General features: G+C 45.2%; 18 protein-coding genes and 1 tRNA gene. 7 read left to right on the plus strand and 12 right to left on the minus strand.

Features of this window, described 5'->3' with window-relative positions; translation table 11 throughout:
• Positions 1-27: 27 nt before the first annotated feature.
• Complete coding sequence (locus AB4133_RS18635; RefSeq protein ID WP_372225315.1) at positions 28-2,448, minus strand: ATP-binding protein; 2,421 nt, start codon at positions 2,446-2,448, stop codon at positions 28-30.
• 441 nt (positions 2,449-2,889) lie between these two features.
• Here AB4133_RS18635 and AB4133_RS18640 point away from each other — a divergent pair, with 441 nt between their 5' ends.
• Both AB4133_RS18640 and AB4133_RS18645 read left to right on the plus strand, forming a co-directional pair.
• Positions 2,890-3,447 (plus strand): VC2662 family protein, encoded by a 558-nt coding sequence (locus AB4133_RS18640; protein ID WP_048607780.1) that lies wholly within the window; start codon positions 2,890-2,892, stop codon positions 3,445-3,447.
• A 255-nt stretch (positions 3,448-3,702) separates the two neighbouring features.
• The gene (locus tag AB4133_RS18645) at positions 3,703-5,181 is read left to right on the plus strand and encodes a diguanylate cyclase (protein ID WP_017063163.1); all 1,479 of its coding nucleotides are present in this window, start codon (positions 3,703-3,705) and stop codon (positions 5,179-5,181) included.
• A gap of 65 nt (positions 5,182-5,246) precedes the next feature.
• On the opposite strand, the gene AB4133_RS18650 is transcribed toward AB4133_RS18645, so the two are convergent.
• The 3 genes from AB4133_RS18650 to epmB form a co-directional block, all read right to left on the minus strand.
• On the minus strand, positions 5,247-5,735 hold the full coding sequence (locus AB4133_RS18650; RefSeq protein WP_004733333.1) for an MgtC/SapB family protein: 489 nt from the start codon (positions 5,733-5,735) through the stop codon (positions 5,247-5,249).
• 105 nt (positions 5,736-5,840) lie between these two features.
• The gene (locus AB4133_RS18655) at positions 5,841-6,386 is read right to left on the minus strand and encodes a prepilin-type N-terminal cleavage/methylation domain-containing protein (protein ID WP_372225317.1); all 546 of its coding nucleotides are present in this window, start codon (positions 6,384-6,386) and stop codon (positions 5,841-5,843) included.
• Between the two features lie 13 nt (positions 6,387-6,399).
• Positions 6,400-7,422 carry an EF-P beta-lysylation protein EpmB gene (gene epmB / locus AB4133_RS18660; protein ID WP_372103406.1) on the minus strand — a complete coding sequence of 341 codons (1,023 nt, stop codon included), beginning with the start codon at positions 7,420-7,422 and terminating at the stop codon, positions 6,400-6,402.
• A 33-nt stretch (positions 7,423-7,455) separates the two neighbouring features.
• On the opposite strand from epmB, the gene efp reads away from it, so the two are divergent.
• Together efp and AB4133_RS18670 are read left to right on the plus strand one after the other, a co-directional pair.
• On the plus strand, positions 7,456-8,022 hold the full coding sequence (efp, locus tag AB4133_RS18665; protein ID WP_017067165.1) for an elongation factor P: 567 nt from the start codon (positions 7,456-7,458) through the stop codon (positions 8,020-8,022).
• Positions 8,023-8,421: 399 nt separating this feature from the next.
• Complete coding sequence (locus tag AB4133_RS18670) at positions 8,422-14,244, plus strand: hypothetical protein (RefSeq protein WP_372225319.1); 5,823 nt, start codon at positions 8,422-8,424, stop codon at positions 14,242-14,244.
• 70 nt (positions 14,245-14,314) lie between these two features.
• Here the strand turns inward: AB4133_RS18670 and frdD are convergent, their stop codons facing one another.
• Genes frdD through frdA form a run of 4 tightly spaced genes read right to left on the minus strand, consistent with a single transcriptional unit; the run spans position 14,315 to position 17,704 of the window.
• Complete coding sequence (gene frdD, locus AB4133_RS18675) at positions 14,315-14,701, minus strand: fumarate reductase subunit FrdD (RefSeq protein WP_065584500.1); 387 nt, start codon at positions 14,699-14,701, stop codon at positions 14,315-14,317.
• Positions 14,702-14,713: 12 nt separating this feature from the next.
• Positions 14,714-15,097: a fumarate reductase subunit FrdC gene (gene frdC / locus AB4133_RS18680; protein ID WP_017061300.1), complete on the minus strand. Its 384-nt coding sequence runs from the start codon at positions 15,095-15,097 to the stop codon at positions 14,714-14,716.
• Position 15,098: 1 nt separating this feature from the next.
• Positions 15,099-15,863: a succinate dehydrogenase/fumarate reductase iron-sulfur subunit gene (locus AB4133_RS18685; RefSeq protein WP_009847917.1), complete on the minus strand. Its 765-nt coding sequence runs from the start codon at positions 15,861-15,863 to the stop codon at positions 15,099-15,101.
• Positions 15,863-17,704, minus strand: a complete 1,842-nt coding sequence (frdA, locus tag AB4133_RS18690) for a fumarate reductase (quinol) flavoprotein subunit (RefSeq protein ID WP_372225322.1) — start codon at positions 17,702-17,704, stop codon at positions 15,863-15,865. The genes AB4133_RS18685 and frdA overlap by 1 nt, the downstream gene beginning before the upstream one ends.
• Positions 17,705-18,155: 451 nt before the next feature.
• Between frdA and epmA the strand changes: the two genes are divergently transcribed.
• Positions 18,156-19,127, plus strand: coding sequence for an elongation factor P--(R)-beta-lysine ligase (gene epmA, locus AB4133_RS18695; RefSeq protein WP_372122889.1), 972 nt, complete (start codon positions 18,156-18,158; stop codon positions 19,125-19,127).
• 85 nt (positions 19,128-19,212) lie between these two features.
• On the opposite strand, the gene AB4133_RS18700 is transcribed toward epmA, so the two are convergent.
• The 4 genes from AB4133_RS18700 to rsgA form a co-directional block, all read right to left on the minus strand.
• On the minus strand, positions 19,213-20,100 hold the full coding sequence (locus tag AB4133_RS18700; RefSeq protein ID WP_017071213.1) for a DMT family transporter: 888 nt from the start codon (positions 20,098-20,100) through the stop codon (positions 19,213-19,215).
• A gap of 113 nt (positions 20,101-20,213) precedes the next feature.
• The gene (locus AB4133_RS18705; protein WP_017061303.1) at positions 20,214-21,629 is read right to left on the minus strand and encodes a DASS family sodium-coupled anion symporter; all 1,416 of its coding nucleotides are present in this window, start codon (positions 21,627-21,629) and stop codon (positions 20,214-20,216) included.
• Positions 21,630-21,937: 308 nt separating this feature from the next.
• Positions 21,938-22,858 carry an archaetidylserine decarboxylase gene (asd, locus tag AB4133_RS18710; RefSeq protein ID WP_017063172.1) on the minus strand — a complete coding sequence of 307 codons (921 nt, stop codon included), beginning with the start codon at positions 22,856-22,858 and terminating at the stop codon, positions 21,938-21,940.
• Positions 22,859-22,983: 125 nt separating this feature from the next.
• Positions 22,984-24,039 (minus strand): small ribosomal subunit biogenesis GTPase RsgA, encoded by a 1,056-nt coding sequence (rsgA, locus tag AB4133_RS18715; RefSeq protein WP_017061306.1) that lies wholly within the window; start codon positions 24,037-24,039, stop codon positions 22,984-22,986.
• Between the two features lie 150 nt (positions 24,040-24,189).
• Between rsgA and orn the strand changes: the two genes are divergently transcribed.
• Both orn and AB4133_RS18725 read left to right on the plus strand, forming a co-directional pair.
• The gene (gene orn / locus AB4133_RS18720; protein ID WP_010434065.1) at positions 24,190-24,735 is read left to right on the plus strand and encodes an oligoribonuclease; all 546 of its coding nucleotides are present in this window, start codon (positions 24,190-24,192) and stop codon (positions 24,733-24,735) included.
• A 180-nt stretch (positions 24,736-24,915) separates the two neighbouring features.
• Positions 24,916-24,991 (plus strand) — tRNA-Gly (locus AB4133_RS18725).
• The last annotated feature ends 68 nt before the right edge of the window (positions 24,992-25,059 follow it).

Raw genomic sequence — 25,059 nt, forward strand, 5'->3', positions numbered from 1 at the left:
ATCACCCTTTTTTCCAAAGCTCCTTGGTCAGCCTGCCTTGTGCGTAAACTGTTGTTCATCAATTTTTTGCAGCATCATGTCACGCTTAAATGGTTTTGGAAGATAATCGTTCATTCCACACTCGAAGCAACGTTTAATATCATCATCGAGCACGGATGCCGTTAAAGCGAGGATATGTGTTGCCTGAAGTTGCAGGTTTTCTTCATAGCGCCTGATTCGCTCTGTTGCCTCAAAGCCATCTACATTCGGCATCATGCAGTCCATCAAGATAAGGCCGATGTCTTGATGATGCTCTTTATATAAATCAATCGCTTCTTGTCCATCATTGGCAACCCAATATTCAATCCCTAACTTATCTAAATTGATACATACCACCTTCTGATTTACGCGGTTATCTTCAACTACGAGGACTTTTTGACGTACAGTCGCTTCTATCGGCTCAGGTTGATGTTGAGGGGGTTGTGGCTGTGACCTTTCAAGCACGGAGTTCAACATGCTACTTAAGCGGGAACCGAGCATAGGAAGAGTCACATAGCCTGAGATAAAATGACACTCACTCATAGGATCACTAAGATTATCTTTCACTATGATGATTTTCACCTCTGGTGCTAAGCGATGCAGTGTTTTGGCTTGGTTAATATCTTCCATCAAAGCGATCTCTGGGAGGTCAGTTGCCGCCAAGTTTGTTTCGATTGATTTTAGTTGTGGTGAGTAACCAAGGCGGAACAAGTCATCGAGTAAAAGTTTCGATGGCGCATCTGAATAATAGACAACGGTTTGTTTACGATTTTTATGTTCAGAATGATCTGATGGCACTACGGTTAATTGGAAATGAAAGCAACTGCCCACGTCCTTCTCTGACTCAACGTTTATCGAGCCTCCCATCATTTCCACCATACGTGACGAAATACTAAGCCCTAATCCGGTCCCCGCAATATTGGAGGTGATGTTGGTATCTTCTTGGCAAAACGCTTTGAAAATGTGCTCTTGTTGGTCTGCTGCGATACCAATACCCGTATCTCGAACAGAAAACTCGACCACACACTCTGTTTCCAATGATGGAAGCCGTTTAGCGGTGAATACGATAGAGCCTTGTTCTGTAAATTTGATCGCATTTGAGGCTAAATTCATCAACACTTGGCGAATTTTATTCCCATCAACATGAATGTACTCTGGGAGCTCGCCATCAATTTCAACTTCCAACTTAATCTGCTTTTGATAAGCTTTAGAAGAAATCAGAGTCACGCTATCAAACAGCAGCTCTCTTAAGTCTGTCGTATGTGGATTAATTTCCAGTTTACCCGATTCAATTTTGGACAGATCGAGAACATCGTTGATCAACATAAGTAAGGTTTGAGAAGAGGTATAGATAGTCCCAAGGCAGTCTTTCTGTTCTGCGGATAGTTTGGTTTCTGCCAGTATTTCTGACATACCAATCACGCCATTAAGCGGTGTCCGTATCTCATGAGACATATTGGCAAGAAAGGCACTTTTTGCGCGGTTTGCTTGTCGTGCTTTCTCTTGTGAAACAATCAATTGAGTTTCAAGTTGACTGGCACGCCACACAACATAAAGCAGCACCAGTAACGTCACCCCTCCTAATGCGGCTGTCGATAAGTAGCTGTACGACTTTATCTGCGTCAGGCTCTCTGCGATCTGCTTGGGTGTTTCGGTGAAAAGTAAGTTGAGATCATCTTCAACATGATAAATACTGCTGGTGAGTTCTCCTTTGAGGCCGCTATCAGAGCTGTACCCGACACTCTTTAACCCTCGCTGCAATCGCCAAAAGTGGCGTTTAAAATTATTAAACGAAGCTAATGCACTGATCGTTCGGGAATTCTGTTCTATTTCATCTTGGATTTTGAACAATGAATCGACAATCTTATCTAATGTTGTCTGATCAAAATCGGTAAAGAACTGATACATGAGATCTTGTGTTTCTAAAGTCAATTCTTCAAGCTGCACATTATTGGATTCATGTACGAAGCGCTCAAGTGTCAACGATGCATTTTTTAGTTTCTCAATGAGCCCAATTTGGTCCCTCTTGCCATGTATGCTGACTAACTCAAGGGCTAATAATGTAAAGGCGGTGTGGTACTCGTCGAGATACTCGACAACTTTGGCATAATTAAAAGAAATATTGAGGTCGCTTCGTACGATTTTCCCATCGATCTCAGCCAGCTTTTCGATCAGCTGACTTCGCTTTATATTGAGTTGTTCTTGAATCTCTGGTTGCCTTGTGGAAACAAACTGCTGCTCTTGTCGTCTGACAGAGAGCATAACGCTATAAGCTTCAGAAAGACTGAGCTGGAGATTAATCATGTCCTGCTCTTTGTTCTTCAGAGCATGGCTAACATAGATATAGAGGCCTAAAAATAACACGATAGCCAAAAAACCACGCGAAATAATCGCTTTAATGGTCTGTTTATTCGTAGGTTCCTTAATCATGCTATTCCCACTGTTTCATATCGTTCTATTCCTATATTAGAATTTAGTTTATTTTCAGAATTTTACGAACATTAGTTTTTGAATACCTGAGGTCTGTTGAGCTTTTATCAATAAATTTTTTAGGATGACATCGCTTTAGATGCGGCAATAAGTGTGTGGGCTATAAGCTTGTGAAACATGTTGATTTTCTCGCCTAGATTTTTGTTTGGAATAATAAGCGTTAGAGCGGAGGTTTCGGTCTCTGTTTTTTTTGCTTTTCGCATCTCGTTCACTCGAATCCCGCATCTGCTCTTAACCATTGCTCTTTATGATTTAGCGGCTTATATTCAACAGTACAGTTATTACATTGATTTAACATGGGTGGCTGTTGAATAAAGGACAATAAATGCTTGATTAAAAATGGATTAATCAAGTGAACAATAAGTCAGTGGAGACTCCCCAATGAAAAAACTACTTTCAGTACTTGCTGTGTCTGCAGCAGTAATGGCACCGGCGGCATTTGCTTCTTCGCCTGTTATGTTTTCAACGATCAATGGCTTCAACGCACCTGACTCAGACGCTGTTGGCGGTGTGCGCTTGGCTTTACTTCACGGACAAGTGAACGACCTTAAAGGTCTTGATCTTGCTGTTGTTGGTATGTCTGAGACGCAAACGACCACAGGTGTGAACCTTGGTATTTTTGGTGCATCAAAAGTGAACCAAGAAATGACCGGTGCATCTCTAGGTTTCTTCAACTGGAACACGGGTAAAACAACGGGTGTTAACCTTGGTGCTGTGAACATTACTAATGATGTGAAAGGCGCGAACGTGAGTTTCGTCAACTACTCAGAAGGTAACACTATGGTTGATGTTGGCGCTGCGAACCTTTCAGAAGTGTCTACGGTTCAGGTTGGTATCTTCAACAAAACCAACAAAATCGAAGGCGTACAAGTTGGTCTGATCAACTGTGCTGACAACGGTTTCTTCCCGTGCTTCCCGATTGTAAACTTTGCTAAATAACGCTGTCGTTTAGCCTTTGGTTCTCCCATTGGCGAGCAACGTTCAGTTAGTGCATTAGCTTTTAGTTACGCATACGCGATTAAAGACTAAGCCTATCAACGCCTAAACCCTTGTTTGGGCGTTATTACATTCAATTCTACTTCCACGATAAACTTCTCAAATTACCCAATAAGCATGTTGTTTTATATTTGTTGTTGCGATGTTTGAATTTATAGGTACAATGTGCGATAAATTCCCAATGATGATTTATATGCTTTGATTAACCACCATACCGTCGATTTTAAAAAGGCTTTCTTAGGCCTGACCGCCAGTTTTTTAGTAGTTTTGAGCTTGTTGCTCGTTGATTCAGCGGAAGAATCAGATAAACAGTATGGAATGGAGAACCAAGGCGTAACACGCTCTTTAGCGGAGCTCACACAGATCATAAATGCGCTTGAGTACAACATCACTGCGCTTTATCCACTGCATGGGGATACCTACGTATTCTCGCATGACAAAAAGATCGAGGGTGAGACGTGTTACTTCACCAGTGAGGAGCAACATGCCCCTCGTTTTGATTTTATGTTCTCTGGCCCTCGCGAGATGTGCAACCCGGAATCGGACCTTTATACCGAAGCGGGTAAGCGCCTGTTCATCGCGCCGACCATGGCTTATTTTGCCAATACCATTGATACCATCTCTGCGATTTATTTCATTTCAAAAGAGAAATTCATTATCTCTTCGCCTTCTGATTTTGCCAGTTACATTAAGGGCGACACCTTTGATTCGGTTGTGAATAGCAGGCCTTATTGGGTGAACACGATTCGCTTTGGCTTAGCTCAAGGGCAAGACCAAGTGGTGTATACCGGCCAATATGATGACTACCTGACAGGTCAGAAAGTGGTGACCTTAACCAAAGGAATCTACGTTAATGGTGAGTTTAAAGGGGTGTTGGGTGTCGATGGTTATGTCTCGAACCTAGTATCGAACCCTACCCATGGCTATAAAGTCACCAGTACTCGAGGCGCAAACAAATACGGGTTTATGGATTTTACGTATTCCAAGCCTCTGTATGTTGATGACATTAACACCCAGCTATATCTGAGTATTGAAGAAGATAAGAGCGAGCACTTTCTGCATGTATTGGAGATGGAGAAGATTCAGCTTTCGATACTGTTGGTTTTGTATCTGCTCTCGGTTTTATGGCTATGGCGCTTCTATACAAGACAAGAGCACCAGCGTTTAAATGAGCTAGCAATGCGCGACCCATTAACGGGCTTGCTGAATCGACGTGGTTTTGAGGCTCGATTACTGGCGCAAGATGAAGAGCCGATTATTGGTGTTGGCGTGTTTGATATCGATGATTTCAAAGTCGTTAATGATCAGCATGGCCATAAAGTGGGGGACGAGGTGATTTGCCATGTTGCTCGGTTGATGCTGAACAGCGTTAGACAGCAAGATATCGTGGCTCGATTTGGTGGCGAAGAGTTTGTTGTCGCGATTACGGGTGAATCGTCTGAGTTGCTTTCATCGATCTTTGAGCGAATTCAAAACGACATTAGCCTACAGAGTTATCGATGCCCTACGGGTGACAAGATTAGTATCTCAGTGTCTGGTGGCGCGACGCTTTACTCTTTGTATAAGTTCGACAGCGTAGGGCACTTGTGGGAAAACCAGAGTATTCGTTCGTCTGATGAGCAGCTCTATAAGGCAAAGGCTGCGGGTAAGAATCAGGTGTGTATTCAGGTGTATTAATTAGTTGGATACACAAAGGCCTAGTCGTGTGACTAGGCCTTTTTAATGTCTGTTTCAGGTTGAGGTTACTTCTTCACGCGGCCTTTTCTCATCCACTTCTGATGCACACCACGACGCAGGCTCTGGAAGCTGTTTTCCACTTTATCGACACCAAGCAGAATCACTAGCGCCATTAGCGTGATAATGACCGATTGGGAAAGATGCCCTAGTGCGATCATCATACCTAATGCTGCGAGTACCCAGATAATTGCGGCTGAAGTCACGCCATGAATCTTGCCATCCAGTGTCATCATTACACCAGCCCCAAGAAATCCAACACCCGTAATTATCTGACCAAGCACACGAGCTTGATCGAGTGTGTTGGGGGATAGGCTGATCGCCATGGTGAGGAAGAAATAGGTACCACTGATGATCAGAATCGACGTTCGGATTCCGACGGGTTTACCGCGTGTTTGCCTTTCGATTCCGATTAAAGAACCACACAGCATGCATGCAGCGAGGCCTGCCCAGCTAAAGGGGGCAAGGTTGAGAGTTTGTTCTATAAATTGTGACATATCACCCCTCCTAAAAATTTAGAATAGAGCCGAGTATGCTAATAATAGACCGGACGATCGAACAAAAACTTTTTGTCTTAACGATTGATAAAGATTACTTAAAACCTAGCAGCCGTTTGTTGTTAAGGTGAAGGCTGGTGTCGTGGTCTCTGTCGCTTCTTGGTACTCAAGGTAGCAGTTATCAGCCTGTTTTTTTCGGCTAGAAGGCGCATAAAGAATAATGCCATCATTCGCATCTGTGTTGGTAAAGAACCAGTCAGCTCGACCCGTATCCCAAACAGCATCTAGAAAGGTTGATTCGATGAGCTGTGACCAAGTTTGATCGTTCATCGCTGCAGGATAACCATAGACCACTGAGATATTGTCACCCTCAACATTAATCGATGCGCTAGCTGCTTTATCTAAGCCCAATGCTGATGTCTTACCATAAAGCATAGCACTTGCACCCTCCATTCCGCCTTTCAGGCCATTTAATGTCGAGATACGAGCATCGGTTTGAAGGTTGAGGAACTTAGAAGCTGCAGTGACCGACACAATACCTAGAATCACGATCACCACGACCAGCTCGATGATGGTGAAACCTCTTGAGCTGAACCTAAGCGCTGGTTGAGATATGGTTGCTGGTGGAGCAACTGAGGTATTGTGTTTCATTGATACAACTTCTCTATTCAATGTGTAGGTCGAGCGGTGTCTTGCTGCTGCGTCCGCCAATTTCACGGGTTAACTTAGGTACTAGGTAGCCAGAAACCTCAGAGATTAATCCTTTAAAGTGATGCTTCGCCTCTTCATCTGAAATATAGAAGTGCGCTGCGCCCTGAACCTTATCAAGTACATGCATATAGTAAGGTAAAATACCGGCGTCGAATAGCTTTTCGCTTAATTCTTTCAATGAGTTAGCGCTGTTGTTTACGCCTTTAAGCATCACGCCTTGGTTGAGCAGAGTCGCACCACTTAACTTAAGCTTGTGGAAGGCTTGTTTGAGCTCTAAGTTGATTTCGTTAGCATGGTTAATGTGGCTCACCATCACCACATTAAGGCGAGTTTGAGCTAACAATTGGCATAGTTCATCCGTTACTCGAGCGGGAATCACAACCGGTAATCGGCTATGAATTCGAACTGTTTTCACATGTGGAATTTGTGCGATAGCATGAATTAGCCACTCTAGTTCGCTGTCTTTTGCCATCAGTGGATCGCCACCCGACAAGATAACTTCGTTGATCTCTGGGTGAGCAGCCACATAGTCGAGACTGGTTTGCCAAACCGACTTCGAGCCCTTGTTATCTTGGTAAGGGAAGTGACGACGAAAGCAGTAGCGGCAGTTAATCGCACAACCGCCTTTCACAATCATCAATGCACGATTTTTGTATTTGTGCAGTAAGCCCGGAATTGCATTTTCTTGCTCTTCCAGTGGATCAGCGGAATAGCCTTGGTGTACCTCAAACTCTTCGCTTAGCGGTAAAATTTGTCGTAGCAATGGATCGTGTGGGTTGCCTTTTTCCATTCGTTCGACAAAGCTAAGAGGTACCCGAAGTGCAAATAACTCACGAGCAGCGAAGCCTGCTTGCCATGGTGTTGGGTCTATTTCCAATGCCTCAAGCAGTTTTGTCGGGTCAGAGATCGCATTCGATAGTTGTTTGAGCCAGTTTTGCTCAACAGATTCGACTTTTCGGGTTATGATATGCGGCATTGAAATTAACTCAAAGATGTGGAAGAGAAAATCATGGCGTCAGTAAGCACCAATGAATTCAAAGGCGGTTTAAAATTCATGATGGATAACGAGCCTTGCTCAATTATCGAAAATGAATACGTTAAGCCAGGTAAAGGCCAAGCGTTTAACCGTGTTAAACTTCGTAAACTGCTGTCAGGCAAAGTGTTAGAGAAAACATTTAAGTCAGGCGATACAGTAGAACTAGCGGACGTTGTAGACGTTGAACTAGGCTACCTATACAGCGATGGCGAATTCTACCACTTCATGAACAACGAAACATTCGAGCAAATCGCTGCTGATGCAAAAGCAGTAGGCGAGACTTCTAAATGGTTAGTTGAAAACGACGTATGTACTCTAACGTTGTGGAATGATAACCCTATCACAGTAACTCCACCAAACTTTGTTGAGATCGCAGTAACAGAAACCGATCCTGGCCTTAAAGGCGACACACAAGGTACTGGCGGTAAGCCTGCAACTCTAGCAACAGGCGCGGTAGTTCGCGTACCTCTATTCATCGCTATCGGTGAAGTTGTTAAAGTTGATACTCGTACTGGCGAATACGTTGGTCGTGTGAAGTAATTGACTTCAAGTATCTGAAAAAGGTCGCTTAGGCGGCCTTTTTTTGTATCCCAAGATCAGATTCGCGTAAACGAGATGCGGGATGCGAAGAGCTGGAAAATCAAGAGTGAGTAAGCCAGATGCGATTCACAATGGTCACAAGGTTACATTGTGTGACCAGTATCATATTTTGGTTGTATTCTGGATGAAAATCAAAAATTTTATCTAACTTATAGATTTACAAGGTGTTTTTGGCGTTTATATATCGCAACAAAAATATCTCAATACAATATGTGGCTGTTTAGTATTGATTTTGTGAATGTGTGTGGTGGGAAGGGAAGCTGATTACAATATTGTTAGAATGAGTAGAGTCTACTAGCTTTATACGCGATGTTATTAAGCAACTATGTGGATATTAATATGAGACTTAATGCAATTACGTTGGCTCTTGGTTTGGTTAGTATCGTCGGGCTTTCAGGATGTGATGACGATGATACAACCGTGTCAACCACGACTCCGAGTGAGACTCCCTCGACTCCCAGCTCCCCAGCTGAAACGACTAAATACAGTGTGACTGCAATTGATGGTTATTTACGTCATGCTCGAATTTGGTTAGACCTTAACGGTAACTACGTCTTAGACGACGGTGAGCCTAATGCTATTTCTGGTGATGGCGGAGTTGCAGATTTAGACGTCACCGATGTCGACAACCCTGAACAGTACCCTGTCGTTGTGCAAGCGATCTCCGGGCAGACGATTGATGAAGATGAACCTGATGTTACGGTGTCTGACGACTATATTATGTCAGCCCCTCCAGGTGAAAAAGATGTCACCCCTTTGAGTACGCTAGTTCACGTATTGATCGAGCAAAACACTACAGATTCTGACGATGCTGCTGCGGTTGAAGCAGCAAAGCAAGCTGCCATTCAGCAAGTCGCTGATCAGCTAGGCTTAGATGAAGATGAAATCTTAGGTGATTTTGTTGAGTCAGGTGTTGAGGCTGCCGCTTATGCCGCTGAAAACTTGGTTGATTCAAATGTTTTGCCTTCATCTCCTCAAGAGTTGCAAGAAGTTGCTGAAAGTGAAGATAAAGGGACTAAGTTTCTCTCTGTGACTGCATCTGTGAATAATGAAATCAAAAAGAAAATTGAAGAAGTTGCAGGTGATAGCGATAAGACATTTGATAATGTTGGTGGTGCGACAGAGGGTGTCGATTTTTCTAATGACACAGATGATGACGGCGTCCCCAATGACTTAGATGACTTTCCGAATGATCCCGATGAAAGTCTGGACTCCGATGGTGATGAGATCGGTAATAATGCCGACCTAAATGATGATACGGTGGACGGAGAAGATGACATCTACCCTGATGCCAATGATGCGTTTCCAACGGATCGTTCTCGTGCTGGTGACCATGATTCGGATGGGGTAGACAGTATTGATGATGTCTTCCCACAAGATCCAACTGAGTGGGCTGATAATGACTCTGATGGCTATGGTGACAATCAAGATGTATTTGATAATGACCCAACCGAATGGGCAGATACGGACGGTGATGGTGTTGGTAATAATGCCGATAAATTCCCATCGGATCCCAACGAGTCCTTAGATACGGACGGTGATGGCGTTGGTAATAATGCCGATGAATTCCCAACCGATGCGACCGAATGGGCAGATACGGATGATGATGGCTTAGGCGATAACGAGGATGACCCGTATCCAAACGATACGGATAACGACAGTTACAACAATGATGTTGATGAATTCCCAACCGATGCGACCGAATGGGTCGATGTGGACGGTGATGGCGTTGGTAATAATGCCGATGTTCATCCAGAGGATGGAAATAAGTCAATTGCTGATGTTGTGGCCAATGTTAGTGCAACTGATGTAGCAGTTTTAAACATAACAGATCGCGATATCATTACACTGGATATTGAGGTCGAAGAAATGGTTGAGACACTGAATAGCGGAGAGATTGTTACCACCATAACTACTCAATATATCACTGCTGATGACGTGGTATATGGCACGACACAAAGTGTCGATCACCTGTTAAATGATGACTTTACTCGTATCCAGACCTTTGCGTACGACTATAACCTCGATGGTACTGCACGTTACGAAGGCATGTCTCTTGAAATTGGTACTAGAACCGAAACAAGCGAGACGTATTGGCGCTATATCGATGAGGCTGATGCATCTCTTGAGGGCGGTTTCGGCGGTAATGGTCGTGTCTATGAACAAGGCGTAGCCTTAACATCTAGAGTTCACCCAAATGACTTATCTCAAATAGATACAATACATAGTGTATCAGTGGAATTTGAGGACGTCGCAGAGGGCGTTCAAGCGGTCGAAACGTTAACCGAATACACGGTAAATGGCTTTGATATCGACGATGTTCAAACCCATCAAGCTCAATGGGCTCAGACTTTAACCACTGTAACGCAGGATTACGTGCAGAGTTTCGTGGAGTCTAAGCAGGACTGGGGTGCAGACGGTTACATCAATGTTGAACTTCGATTTAATAATATCCCTGATGGTAGCTATGTCTACGAATATTCGACACCAATATGGGCAAACCCACAAGATGGTGAATTCCATGAGTACGCAGACTTTAACTTTAATGATGGCAAATGGGACGATCTCACCTCGTACTGGAACTATTACCGCAAAGAGGTGCTAATCAATGGTGATGTTCTTGAAAGTGGAGAGCGTTCGGTTCTAAACGAGGAAACGAACACACTACTCATTGTCGATAGTGATCCAATCAATACCTTGTTCCAAGAATGGAATGCCGTGTCTCGTTCTGTCAGTGATGTGGAAAAAAATAAACACATAGAGTGGCAGCACTACCCATTAGCGGATTATTCATTTACGACTGACACTGATAATGTCGGACAGGCCTATCGCGTTTACCAGAAACAATCTAATGGCCTTTGGGTTGCTACCTCATTTGATGAGTGGGGAACACAAGCTGTTGTGGATCTACCACAACAGGTAGAGGATGCCCGTGTTGCTGGCACAGAGTTGGAGCTTATTGATGACCAAATCATTCCAGGCCTGAGCCGATACGCTACGCTGTTACCTACAAGCAGTTTCCAATACGATGACAATGGGGCAATTCAATGGCACGTCGTAACACAAGACTATCTGTTCACTGATACTGGTATTCCAACATTGGTTACACTGGATCTTGGTGATAGTGGTGTGGTTCCTGGTTCGTTTACCGGAGTGAATGATGTTGATATGGTGCTTATGGTCCCGGATGTTGAGAATCCTTGGCCTTGGCACAATGCTTACTATCGCAGGGGCATAGACACTTGGAGCATGGACCTAACGGAGGAAGCGTTTAGTTGGCATAACAGTCTAGGAGTGTTCTTCTTAGACGAGACAGCTGCGCAAGATTATCTTGCAGAGTTTTTAAATCAAGATAGCGACGACGATGGCTTTAAAGACTACGAGGATGCTTTCCCTAATGATCCAAATGAATGGGATGATAGTGATGGTGACTATGTTGGCGACAATAGCGATGCCTTCCCTTATGACTCATTAGAGTGGGCGGATTCTGATAGTGATGGTTTAGGCGATAACCATGAGAATGCAACCGAAGGTTTAGATCCGAATAATGCTGATTCAGATGAAGACGGCGTTTATGACGGTGAAGACCTTTATCCAACCGACCCAAATAAGTGGACTATTACCGCCCAAGAGTTTGCGGAGCAAGAGGGGACTCTTTACGGATTCTTCAGCGATGGGAGCGAACTATCGTTCGTAGATATTCTGTTTAAAGAAACCTTGAGTTATGGCGGTGATACGTTAACCCTTACGGAACTCATACAGTACCGTGGTGATCAATCCTTTATCCAGCTACCACTTGAAGCTGAGGGGGACGTACAGCTCACTGAAAACGGCTGGCAAACTCCGGTAGGTTATACGATAGACTTCTCTGGAGAGCAACTTATTGCCTATCCAGAAGACAATTCCAGTTTCTATTATTCAGTAGAATCAGAAGTGGTAAACCTATCGGGTATGGCATTGTATGAAGTCTACTTTGAGTGGTTCGACTTCATGGAAGAGGCGAGGTTCGCTGAAGGCTCACAAGCGGTAATGTTTACCTTCTCTCCAGCCGTAAACCAGTACTTCCTATGGGAGGGTGGTAGTCCGTACGTGAGGTTCTCTGACGTCGGTTATGATACGGATGGTAGCTCTATTACAAGTCTGGACGACATTATTGTGTCGCAGTCGGTCGGTGAGTCGGTTTCCACAGATCTTACTACCTCTGTTGGCCTCTATCTAGACTTTGATATCGAGTTAGTGAGTGATGGCACGGCGCATTATTACTTCTTTGATTGGGACGCAGGAACGGCAAGTCGCGTCGCTACTGCGGATTACTTACGTTACACATTACACGGTGAAGATATCGTCGAATTTACCGTACCAGTTGAGGCTATGCCCTACATGGGAGAGGGGGATACGCCTACCATGATCTTTAGCATGTACAATGGTGAACTTACGGTAGGTGAGATTGAGGCGCCAAGTGCTGAACCGTCGGACGATACTATGTACGCTTTCAATGGTATTGCCGCACAGTCTATAGAAGATGGTGTAGTGTTGAGCGATTACCTATTTACCTGCTACTTGGGTGATAGCGATGATCAGTCAAGCCCAATCATGGCTGACTATGAGCTTGCGATTACGGATTGTGGCGGTCGAACTCACATTACCAGCGAAATGGTCGAGGGTCTAAACTTCCAACGCGTTAAAGGCAATGGAAATACTCGTGACTACTTGTTCAATGCTGATGGCACAGTGCATGTATTGAAGGGAGAGGGCGGTAACTATACTGACGATTGGGTCATAGAAGATGGCTTGGTTAAGATCAGCTATTCTGATGAATCGGAGAGCTTCACGACTTACTGGGCACTGTTAGATTCGTTGGATGATACGTGGTCAATCAAGTTCTATGAGAACGAAGTTGTGGACGGTCAATCAAGTAGCTATATCTGGATGGATACTATTATTCAACAAGATCGTCCGATTGTGCTTGAAGAGTGCTACATCGGTGATGCAGAACCTGTTGAGGGGCAACCTATCCCGAGTATGAGTGACTACGAAACGGCGATCACGGATTGTGGCGGTCGAACTCACATTACCAGTGAGATGGTCGAGGGTCTAAACTTCCAACGCGTTAAAGGCAATGGAGATACTCGTGATTACTTGTTCAATGCTGATGGTACTGTACATGTAATTAAGTCCGAAGGAGGAGATTACACCGACAACTGGACCATAGAAGATGGCTTTATTAAGATCAGCTATTCTGATGATTCGGAGAGCTTCACGACTTACTGGGCGTTATTAGAGTCAATGGAGCAAACTTGGTCAATTAAGTTCTTCGAGGAAGAAACGTTAGGCGGTGTGACTGAAAGTTGGATATGGGCAGATACCGTGGTGCAACAAGATAGAAACGCTCTGCAGTTTGACCCGACTAACTTGGTATTGAGGGAGTACGATAGTAACAACTTCTTCTTCCATGCTGATGGCAGTATGAGTTACATCGGCAATGACGGCACTGAGACCTATGGGAACAGTTGGATGCAAACTTCAGCTAATACCATGGTGGTAACTTATGAAAATACCTCAACCGAGCAATGGGTACTTGTATCACAAACTGATGACGAATTAACTATCTCTAGGGATGGTTCAGAGGAGGTGCTTACAAATGTTACCTACGAGGGAACAGTAACGGTCTGTGAGGATGGTGATTCACCGTGGGATGATTTTACGGACCAACCCTCTGACTTTGGCACTCGTTCGGACTATGACAGCGCAGTCGCCAACTGTACCGTTGGTGGTGCTCAGTTTATAGAGTCTGATTTCACAGGTAATGGCAGTGAAAGTTCTCGTTGGGAGCTCATCGATCTTTGGGAGATAAATGGCACCGTCATGGCTGTAGTTGAAGAAGAGGTTGTGTTCCATAGTAACGGTACTGGCTACTTTGACGATGATGAGGGATTGTTCGGGTTCGATTGGGTGATTTTGAATGGTGAGGTGACCTTAACCATAACCGAAGAGGAATTTATAGGAGCCAAAGACACCTGGAATAAGGTTGATCAAGATGGAGAGTATATTACGACTAAATCCTTCTGGAGCGATCCAACCTGGAGCAACCCTGCGCCGGCAGAGGGAGAAGCTGAGATATTCTCGGGTGTGATGCGATTTGTGGGGTTTGAATCGCCGTAACGCATATAGACTTATCATCTAGCGTAGAATAAACGCCTAGGGTCAAACCTAGGCGTTTTCTATTTAACTGTTAAATCATAAAAATGAAGATAATAGACAACGCGCTGATTAGGCCTGCAACGAAGTAGCAACCCACTTTACCCGCAACGCCGACATGGAACTTAAGGTCGTGCATGCCGTGGTGAAGACGGTGCATTGCGTGCCACATTGGCAGTGCTAGCGTACCGATGATGAATAGCGCACCGATAATGCTGGTGGCGAATTCAGACACACGCTCGTAGCTCATTGCGTCCGCATCGATGATGCCCATTGGCACTAAGATACCTAACACTAGAACCGTGATTGGTGTGATCATCGCAAACCAAGTACCGCCAGCGCCAAATAGGCCCCACCAGATTGGCTCATCAGAGCGTTGTGGGTTGTGGTTAACAGGTTTTACTTTGTAATTTGTGTTCATAACGAAAGCTCCTTACACCACAACAAGAACGATTAAAGAAATAAAAGCCACCGCTGCCCACTGGGTCAGTACGATGATTTTTTTATCAACCAATTTGCCTTTAAGACGGATTGGCATTACTTGAGGCATCATGCTGAAGAAGGTTTGAGCGTGCAGCAAGCTGCCTAGCAGTGCCACGATGTTGATACCAACGACGATAGGGTTAGCCATAAAGCTCAACCAACCAGCCCAAGCTTCAGGGCCTTTCACTAGTGCACCCAAACCGAAGGTTAGGAACAGAGTGAATAAAATCAAAGGCAGTACAGTCGCTTCACGTAGCATGTAGAAGCGGTAGAACGGATGGTTGCTCCACCACGTTCTCTTCATCTCACGAACATAAGGCTTACGATTGCTCATATTATGCCTCCTCTGCTGTTTTTACTTGCGATCCATCAGGCTTGAACATCGAGATAACGAAGTCCATTGAAGACTCAACTTTGCCTTGGTTTACTGCAGCCGCTGGGTCTACTTTCTTCGGACAAACGTCAGAACAGTAACCTACAAACGTACAGCCCCAAGCGCCGTTGTCGCCATTGATAAGCTTCATGCGCTCAGCTTTACCATTGTCACGGCTATCTAGGTTGTAGCGGTGAGCAAGAGCAAGTGCCGCAGGGCCAATGAACTCAGGGTTTAGACCAAACTGAGGACATGCTGCGTAACACAAACCACAGTTGATGCAGCCAGCGAACTGTTTGTATTTCGCCATTTGCTCTGGAGTTTGGATGTTCGTGCCGTCTTCTGGCTTACGGTCGTTACCAATGATGTAAGGCTTGATCGCTTCAAGGCGCTCGATGAACGGCGTCATGTCGACAATCAAATCTTTTTCGATTGGGAAGTTAGCTAAAGGCTCAATCTTGAAGCCATTCGGGTAGTCACGTAAGAAGCTCTTACACGCCAGTTTTGGCACGCCATCAACCATGATGCCGCAAGAACCACAAATCGCCATACGACAAGACCAACGGTAAGACAGGTCTTTATCTAGGTTGTCTTTGATGTAACCGATCGCATCAAGTACTGACATGGTTTCATCAAACGGAACTTCAAAGGTTTGAAAGTGAGGTTCTGCATCGTGCTCAGGGTCATAACGCAGGATTTCAATTTTTTGGATTCGATTCGCTGACATTATGCTTGCTCCTCTTCGCTCTTCTTAGCATTCTCTTCTGCTGCTTTTTCAGCGGCAGCGGCTTTCTCTGCAGCTTCACCGTACAGACGAGCTTTAGGTTGAGATTTGGTGATCTTAACGCCGCTGTAGTCGATGGTTGGTGCTGCATCTTCGTTGTAGAAAGATAGAGAGTGTTTCAGGAAGTTTACGTCATCACGTTCTGTGCAGTTGTCGTCTAGACGTTGGTGTGCACCGCGAGACTCTTTACGAAGGATCGCTGAGTGAACCATCGCTTCTGCAACTTCAAGACCGTAACCCACTTCGATAGCGTAAAGTAGGTCAGTGTTGAATACTTTGCCTTTGTCTTTAATGCTGATCTTCTTGTAGCGAGCTTTCAGTTCAGTGAGTTTGTCGATGGTCTTTTGCATCAAGTCTTCTTGACGGTAGATACCACAACCCGCTTCCATGGTGTGACCCATTTCAGTACGGATATCAGCCCAGTTCTCGTCGCCTTCTTGGTTTAGTAGACCTGCGATGCGCTCTTCAACCGCTTTCACTTGCTTAGCGATAGACTCTTCGTTCCAGCCTTTGAATTCAGCAGCGCGTTTCACGGCTTGTTCACCAGCAACGCGGCCAAATACTACGAACTCAGCCAGAGAGTTAGAACCTAGGCGGTTTGCACCGTGTAGGCCAACTGAAGCACATTCACCAACGGCGAATAGGCCTTTAATACGAGTTTCACAGGTACCGTTAGTCTCAATACCACCCATGGTGTAGTGAACGGTTGGACGAATTGGGATTGGCTCTTTTGCTGGGTCTACGTTTACGTACGCTTTTGCTAGCTCACAGATGAACGGTAGACGCTCTTGCAGGTACTCTTCACCAAGGTGGCGAAGGTCAAGGTGCACGACATCACCAAGTGGGTGCTTGATGGTGTTGCCTTTCTGCTGCTCGTGCCAGAATGCTTGAGAAACTTTGTCACGTGGACCCAGTTCCATGTATTTGTTTTTCGGCTCGCCCACTGGAGTTTCAGGGCCCATGCCGTAATCTTGCAGGTAACGGTAGCCGTTCTTGTTGACGATGATACCTCCTTCACCACGACAACCTTCGGTCATCAAGATGCCAGTGCCCGGTAGGCCTGTTGGGTGGTATTGAACGAACTCCATATCACGCAGTGGTACACCGTGGCGATAAGCCATTGCCATACCGTCGCCAGTTACGATGCCGCCGTTGGTATTACAGTGGTAAACACGACCTGCGCCGCCGGTTGCTAGAACAACAGATTTTGCTTTGATGGTAACAAGCTCACCTTCAGACATGTGAATCGCGATTAGGCCTTGTACTTCGCCATCTTCAACGCCGCTCTGGTTTTCTACGAGAAGGTCCACCACAAAGTACTCATCAAATCGTTTGATTGTGTCGTACTTCATCGAAGTCTGGAACAGAGTATGAAGCATGTGGAAGCCGGTTTTATCCGCTGCGAACCACGTTCTCTCTACCTTCATACCGCCGAATCGGCGTACGTTTACTTCACCGTTTTCTTTACGACTCCATGGGCAGCCCCATTGTTCCATTTGGATCATTTCGCGAGTCGAGTTTTCAACAAAGTATTCAACAACATCCTGTTCACATAGCCAGTCGCCACCGCCAACAGTATCGTTGAAGTGGTTATCTAGGCTATCTTCGTCTTTAATTACCGCTGCTGAACCGCCTTCTGCTGCCACCGTGTGCGAACGCATTGGGTAAACTTTAGAAATCAGTGCTACTTCCAATTCAGGATTAGCTTCAGCTGCTGCAATTGCTGTACGAAGACCAGCGCCGCCTGCGCCGATGACTGCGATATCTGTGGTAATTGTCTTCACAGTTATTCTCCAGTGTGATGCGGAGTATTCCGCTTGTAATTATAAAAAGCCTATTTAGGAGGTTCTAAATCGTAGGAACCATTTAGCGCCCCTAAGCCTTAAGTGGTAGGTTCAGTGTAAGAGAGGACGGTATTCGAAAAGTTGATGCATTTGGGTTTTTAGGTCGGTAATGCATATGGAGGCATAGAAATTATAGGTTATGTGACTGCAATCACGGCAATGAATTGTTGATAACGATTAACCCACAGGACGGGTGTTAACGGCTTGTTGAGTATGATTTTTGTTATCAATGTTGATGTGAAATCTGTATTGATAATTGTATTGTAGAACGTAATTTTCTGGCTTCATTAAAACAACATTTTGCTTTCACGAATAGAAAGATAGAAGCTTACAAAAGCGATGAAAGGTGGTAATTTTCGTCGCCTAGAATTCAGTAATATGGAACTCAATAATGCACTCTACATGGCAACCGGCCGCAACCATTAAACAGTTAAAGCAACGTGCTGATATCCTTAATCAAATTCGTCAGTTCTTTGCTGAGCGAAACGTGATGGAAGTGGATACGCCTGCGATGAGCCACGCCACGGTGACGGACGTGCATTTGCATACTTTCAAAACTGAATTCGTAGGGCCGGGTTATGCGCACGGTCAGCCTCTGTTCTTTATGACTAGCCCTGAGTTTCATATGAAACGTCTATTAGCGGCGGGCAGTGGCTGTATTTACCAAATTTGTAAGTCTTTCCGTAACGAAGAAAATGGCCGTTACCACAACCCTGAGTTCACCATGTTGGAGTGGTATCGCGTTGGCTTTGATCATCATGACCTGATGGATGAAATGGATTCGCTGTTACAGCAGGTACTTAAATCGGGCTCAGCAGAGCGAATGACTTACCAACAAGCCTTTATTGACGTGTTAGGTGTGTGTCCACTGGAAGATTCGATGGCTACGCTAAAGCAAGCCGCAGCAAAACTTGGGCTCAGCGACATTGCAGATCCAGAACAAGACCGTGACACCTTGCTGCAGTTGCTGTTTAGTATTGGGGTGGAAGCGAAGATAGGGCAACAAGTGCCTGCGTTTGTTTATGACTTTCCGGCTTCACAAGCTGCATTAGCCAAGATTAACCCTGAGGACCCGCGAGTGGCGGATCGCTTTGAGGTGTACTTTAAAGGGATTGAATTGGCAAACGGCTTCCATGAATTAGATAAGCCACAAGAGCAGCTCAAGCGCTTTGAAGATGACAATGCCAAACGTATTGAGATGGGCTTATCGCCTCAACCGATTGACCATCACTTGATTGAGGCATTAAAAGCGGGCTTACCAGACTGTGCGGGTGTTGCTTTAGGTATTGATCGTCTGATCATGCTGGCGTTAGGTTATGACCACATCGATGACGTGACGGCTTTTCCTTTTCCACGTTCTTAACTTTTTGCTTTTGTTTTTACTGAGAGTGAATAGTCATTAGCTATTCACTCTCAGTTTCCAATCAGCTGCCAATTAACTTCACTAGCTAGCTGACTAGAATACCAGTACCCACTACGGCAACAATGGCACCGATCCAAGCGTAGGCATTTGGTCTCTGTTTGGTGTACAGCCAAAGTATTGGTAACAACATGATAGGTGTGGTTGAAGACAACAGAGCAACCATGCCGACATTTCCTTCTTGCAGTGCATACAAGATCAGCGTCATTCCCACCGCCATAGCAAGAAAGCCGTTCACTGCGGTAATCGCGAATATTTGACCATTCATCGGGTTGATTGCGCGTGAGAGCTTAGCGCCAGTTAGACGAAATGCGGAGTGAGCAACAAAAGCGGTAATCATACGAATCGCTGAAGCGGCAACAGGGTCTATGCTGGTTTGCATCACGGGTTTTGCAATAATACCGCCCAAGGCTTGGCAAATAGCGGCAGTGATTCCGAGAGCTACACCAATCCACACGGTGCCCTTGATGGTTTCGAGTTGGTTGTTGGCTTGTCCTCGACGACCAAAGAATATCGCGGTTAATACACCACTGAACACCAAAGCCGAGCCAATCAGCTCCACCGAAGTCATGCTTTCGCTAAATAGGAAGTAACCAAGAATTGCCGAGAACACGGCGTGACAAGAGAACAGCAAACCTGCTTGGCGCGGTCCCATTCTGTTCAAACAAGCAAATAGGGCGGTATCACCAATGAAGATGCCAATTAGCCCAGACAGCATCATCGGCGTGACTAGGTCTGCTTCGACCGTTGACCAGCCACCAGTAAACCAAGCCATGCTCGATAAGATGATAGCAGTGCAACCCATGCGCCAACGGCTATAGGCGAAAGAACCTAAGTGTTGAGCAGGCTTTACTGACATCAGGCTCGCGATAGCCCAAAGAAAAGCGGCAGCAAGAGCCAGCCATTCGAATCCCATTGAAGTGTACGTCCGTGTCAAAATGTAGAAGTGGGGGATTCAATATGCACTAAACCTTCCAGATAGCAAAGACGTGATTACTATCTGGAAGGGCATTAGTAGGGATTAACGTGCTAGGTGATGATAAACAGGGCGAGGTAAACCATCAGCAAGCCCACAATACCTAAGATGATGCCCATCTTCGCCATGTCTTTGCTTTCGATAAGCCCGGTCGAGTAGGCCAGTGAGTTTGGTGGTGTCGATACTGGCAGAATCATGCCAAGTGACGCAGAGAAGGCGACCACAACCAGCAAGCCTTGCAGACCACCAATCGCAACTAGGCTTTCCATGGAAGCACCAATTGCAGCGGCTATCGGCATCAGCAAGTTGGCCGTCGCAGTGTTTGACATGAAGTTCGCCATTAACCAACACACGATAGACAATGTCAGTACCACAGCTGCAGGTGACAGCGATTCATAGTCAATTGCGTGTGCGAGTGCAGCGGCTAAGCCTGTTTTATCTAAGCCAATACCAATCGCAATACCACCTGCGACCAGCCACAACACATCCCAGTTAATCAGCTTGAGTTCTTCTTTGCCCATGATGCCAGTGAGCGTAAACACAGCCAGTGGAATGATAGACACGACATAGGTGTTCATGCCGTGCAGTTTGGTGGTCATCCACAATAAGATTGTCGCAGCGAAGGTGATGTAAACCACAATCGCTCGCCAGCTCTTTCTAAATTGTCCATCAAGCTTGAGCACCATGTTTCTTTCTTTAGAAGGGAAGAGTTTTTGTAGAAGAAACCAAGCGATGGTGAGTTGGATGATCACAAAGGGTAAGCCCATCATCATCCAGCTGAGGAAGTCGATGGTATTTTCACCCGTTAGGTATTGCAGCGCGATGGCATTGGGCGGTGTACCGATTGGGGTTGCGATACCGCCAGTATTGGCAGCAATTGGAATACACAACACGAGCGCTTTGATACCCATATCGCCTTTTGGTGCAGATGCCACGATAGGGCCGAGCAGCGCAAGCATCATTACCGTCGTTGCGGTATTTGACATGAACATTGAGAACACGGCGGTGATCAGCATTAAGCCGAGCATAATGAAGCGCGGTTCTGTACCAAATGGTTTAAGTAGCACTCGAGCTAGGTTGTTGTCGAGTTCGTACTTGGATGCGGATATCGCAAGAGCAAAACCACCCATGAAAAGGATGATGATCGGTGACGAAAATGCACCGAAGATGTCGGTATATTTGATTAACTCACCGAGATCGTGCCCCGCTGGTGGATTTCTAAACAGGTGTAAACCTTTGTCAGATATCATCACCAGTTCAAGCGCAATGATCAAAATGGAAGTGGCGAATACCGGAACAGGTTCAAGCACCCACAGCAGGGCTGCTAATAAGAATATCGCCAACAGGCGGTGTTGGATCAGCGTGAGATCATCGATTGGTATTGAATCTATCGGCATGAATAACACGCCTAAGGGAATCGCAAAACAAATCAACAGCTTGACCAGAACGCCAACATTGAGTTTAGGCATGTACAAAGACCCTATAAATAAAATATCTTCAAATAGAGTAAGTTATCTGGATTTCTGGTACTTGGAGACGGGTTGGAAAATCAAAAAGTTGTTTAAGGTTTCGACAGTTGTTTTGTTTTTGGTCAATCTTTTATCTGGGCAATTAGAGACAAGAGTGAGAAGCAGCAGGTGGCTGGGCAGGGTTTGAAAGATTGAGTTGTTAGAGCTTGAGTAGCAAATGAATCGGTAGAGTTAAGAAAAAGGCGCGTTCTTCTCTGAAATAGAAAAAGTAACGCGCCTTGAAAGCTTAAATGAGTTAACTCAAATTGTTAAGCTTGGTCAGTGTTCTCAGCAGAATCGGTAACAACATCGTCATTTGCTTGCGCTTCTTTGCCAGCAATGTGCGCGAAAGGTGTACCAAGAACCGTTTTCTCGCCATTTTGCATAGTGTCGTCAAACTTGATCGCATCTTTAGCGAACAGGTTGATAACGGTTGAACCAAGCTTAAAGCGGCCCATCTCTTCGCCTTTCTTCAAGATGATTGCTTTGTCACCTTGTGCAGGGTAATCCCATTTGTAAACCGAGTTACCACGAGGTGGGGTGATGGTACCTGCCCATACTTGCTCAATGCTACCTACGATCGTTGCGCCAACCAGCACTTGTGCCATTGGGCCAAATTCCGTATCGAAGATACAAACGACACGCTCATTACGTGCGAATAGGTTTGGAACGTTTTCTGCCGTTAACGGGTTAACTGAGAAAAGGTCACCCGGAACGTAGATCATCTGGCGCAGTGTGCCGTCGCATGGCATGTGCACGCGGTGGTAATCACTTGGAGACAGGTAAAGCGTTGCGAATTCACCGTCTTTAAACTCATCCGCTAGCGCAGCATCACCACCCAATAGCTCGCGAGCTGAGTAGTTATGGCCTTTCGCTTGAATCAGTTGACCGTCAGTAATTGGGCCAAATTGGCTTACACGTGCATCTGCAGGGTGAACAATAACAGACTCCCCTTCAGCGATAGGGCGCATGCCTTCTTTCAATTCACGCACGAAGAATTCATTGAATGTTTTAAAGTGTTTTGGATCGCTATGCAGAGCTTCATCCATGTTCACTTTGTATTGCTTGATGAACCAGTTGATGATCGCTGTCGTTAAGCCGCCCGCTTTAGCAGACGCAAGTTTGCCGACTAGGCGAGTTAATCCATGTTGTGGAATCCAGTACTGCAATCCAACTTTAATCTTATCCATTGTATTAATTTTCCAATGCTAATTGTTTTTCAATTAAATCTGTCGATGACGGTTTAGGGCGCGAGATGTTACTTAAATTCGCGCCAATTGTCAGTAAATGCACACATTTGTTCACAAAAACGCGATTAGAGATCGGCTTTTTTGTTGCGTGAATACTGACGGTTATCTTTGTTACTCGCCATGCTTTCAATGATGCGGTGGTAGTTGTCGAAACGTAATCGACTGATCTTTCCGTTTTCTACCGCTTCGCGCAGGATGCAGCCTGGGTCATCAATGTGTTTACAGTCACGGAACTTACAACCGCCAAGGTAAGGCTTGAACTCGATAAAGGCTTCAGTGATTTCGTCGGCCTCTAGGTGCCATAGGCCGAATTCACGCACTCCTGGTGAATCAATCAGATCACCACCAGAAGGGAAGTGGTATAAACGAGCTGCCGTGGTTGTGTGCTGACCAAGACCTGAGTTCTCAGAGACTTCGCCTTCTTCAATGTCTAGCGTAGGCATTAATGCATTCACTAGGCTTGATTTACCCACACCCGATTGACCAACAAAGATGTTGATACGGTCTTTGAGTTCAGCTTCCAGCTCTTTGATGCCGTAGCCAGACTCTTTACTCACGAACATCACTTTATAGCCGATCTTCTCGTACTCTTTAAGTGTTTCACGGTATTCAGCAATCTGCTCATCAGTCAGTAGATCGACCTTGTTCAGTACAACAAGCGGCGCGATGTTTACCGTTTCTGAAGCAATTAGGTAACGGTCGATAATATTAAGTGATAGCTCTGGTAGCACAGCCGATACGATAACCATTTGGTCGACGTTCGCAGCTACTGGCTTTAGGCCATCGTAGTAATCAGGGCGAGTCAGCATTGAAGTTCTCGGCTCAACCGCTTCCACAACGCCAGAAATACCGGCCATTGATTCTAAGCCTGCGCGCCAAGTCACTCGGTCACCAGAAACTAAAGTCTCGATACTACGGCGTAAGTTACAACGATGAACTTCGTTAGTTTCAAGATCTTCGATATCAGCATGTTGGCCAAAGCGCGTAATCACGAGTCCGCTTTTGGTTCCGCCAAGCATGTTCTCATCCCATTGGATAGAATCTTCTTTCTTGAGTCGCTTGTTCTGGTTGCTACGTACACGACGTACTTGACCTTTGGTTAACTTCTTTTTTTTAGCCACAATTTTTCACTTAACACATCTAACTTGATGATTGGGGACTCAAACAGGATGTTGCTGGTACCACGTGATTTCGATGGTCCTAAAGCTAGTTTGAGTATAGTTATTTGGGTATAGTACCTCTTTTACACATAAACAAATAGGCGACGCCTTATGTCCTTTAGCGATCAGAACCTTATTTGGGTTGATCTAGAGATGACAGGACTTGATCCTGAAACTCATAAAATCATTGAAATTGCTACTATCGTTACTGATAGTGAGCTTAACATCCTGGCTGAAGGACCTGTTTTGGCTATTCACCAACCTCAGAGTGAATTGGACAAGATGGACGAGTGGTGTACAACGACTCACACTGGCAGCGGCCTCGTGAAGCGAATTCAAGAAAGCACGGTTTCAGAGCAAGATGCCATCCAACAAACCATTGAGTTTCTTGAAAAATGGGTACCAAAAGGTAAGTCACCAATTTGTGGCAACAGCATTGGTCAAGACCGCCGTTTCCTATACAAGCACATGCCAGAGTTAGAAGAGTACTTCCACTACCGCTATGTTGACGTAAGCACTCTGAAAGAGCTGACTCGTCGTTGGAAACCTGAAGTGTTAGATGGTTTTTCTAAGTCGGGAAGTCACCTTGCGTTAGACGATATTCGAGAGTCGATCGCCGAGCTGCAGTACTACCGAAAAACGATTATTAACATCTAGTCGAATAAAATGATCACGTTTATCTAACTTTTCAGGGACATAAGAGCCGTTTTTTTTGCAAATCTGTGTGCTTTTACAGCAGTTGAGTAAAAAGTTTCGTAATTTTGCATTAAGGACTTGCATCACAAAAAAATGCTCTTATAATTCGCAGCCCTGAACGGAGAAAGACGTTTTCAGATTGCGATACTAGCTCAGTTGGTAGAGCGCAACCTTGCCAAGGTTGAGGTCATCGGTTCGAACCCGATGTATCGCTCCAATTTGTAGGTTACGGCGAAAGCGGTAATCGAAAGGTGAAAGACCTTTTATAATGCGATACTAGCTCAG

This window comes from Vibrio sp. 10N.286.52.F8, from assembly GCF_041468745.1.
Classification (GTDB): Bacteria; Pseudomonadota; Gammaproteobacteria; order Enterobacterales; family Vibrionaceae; genus Vibrio; species Vibrio crassostreae_C.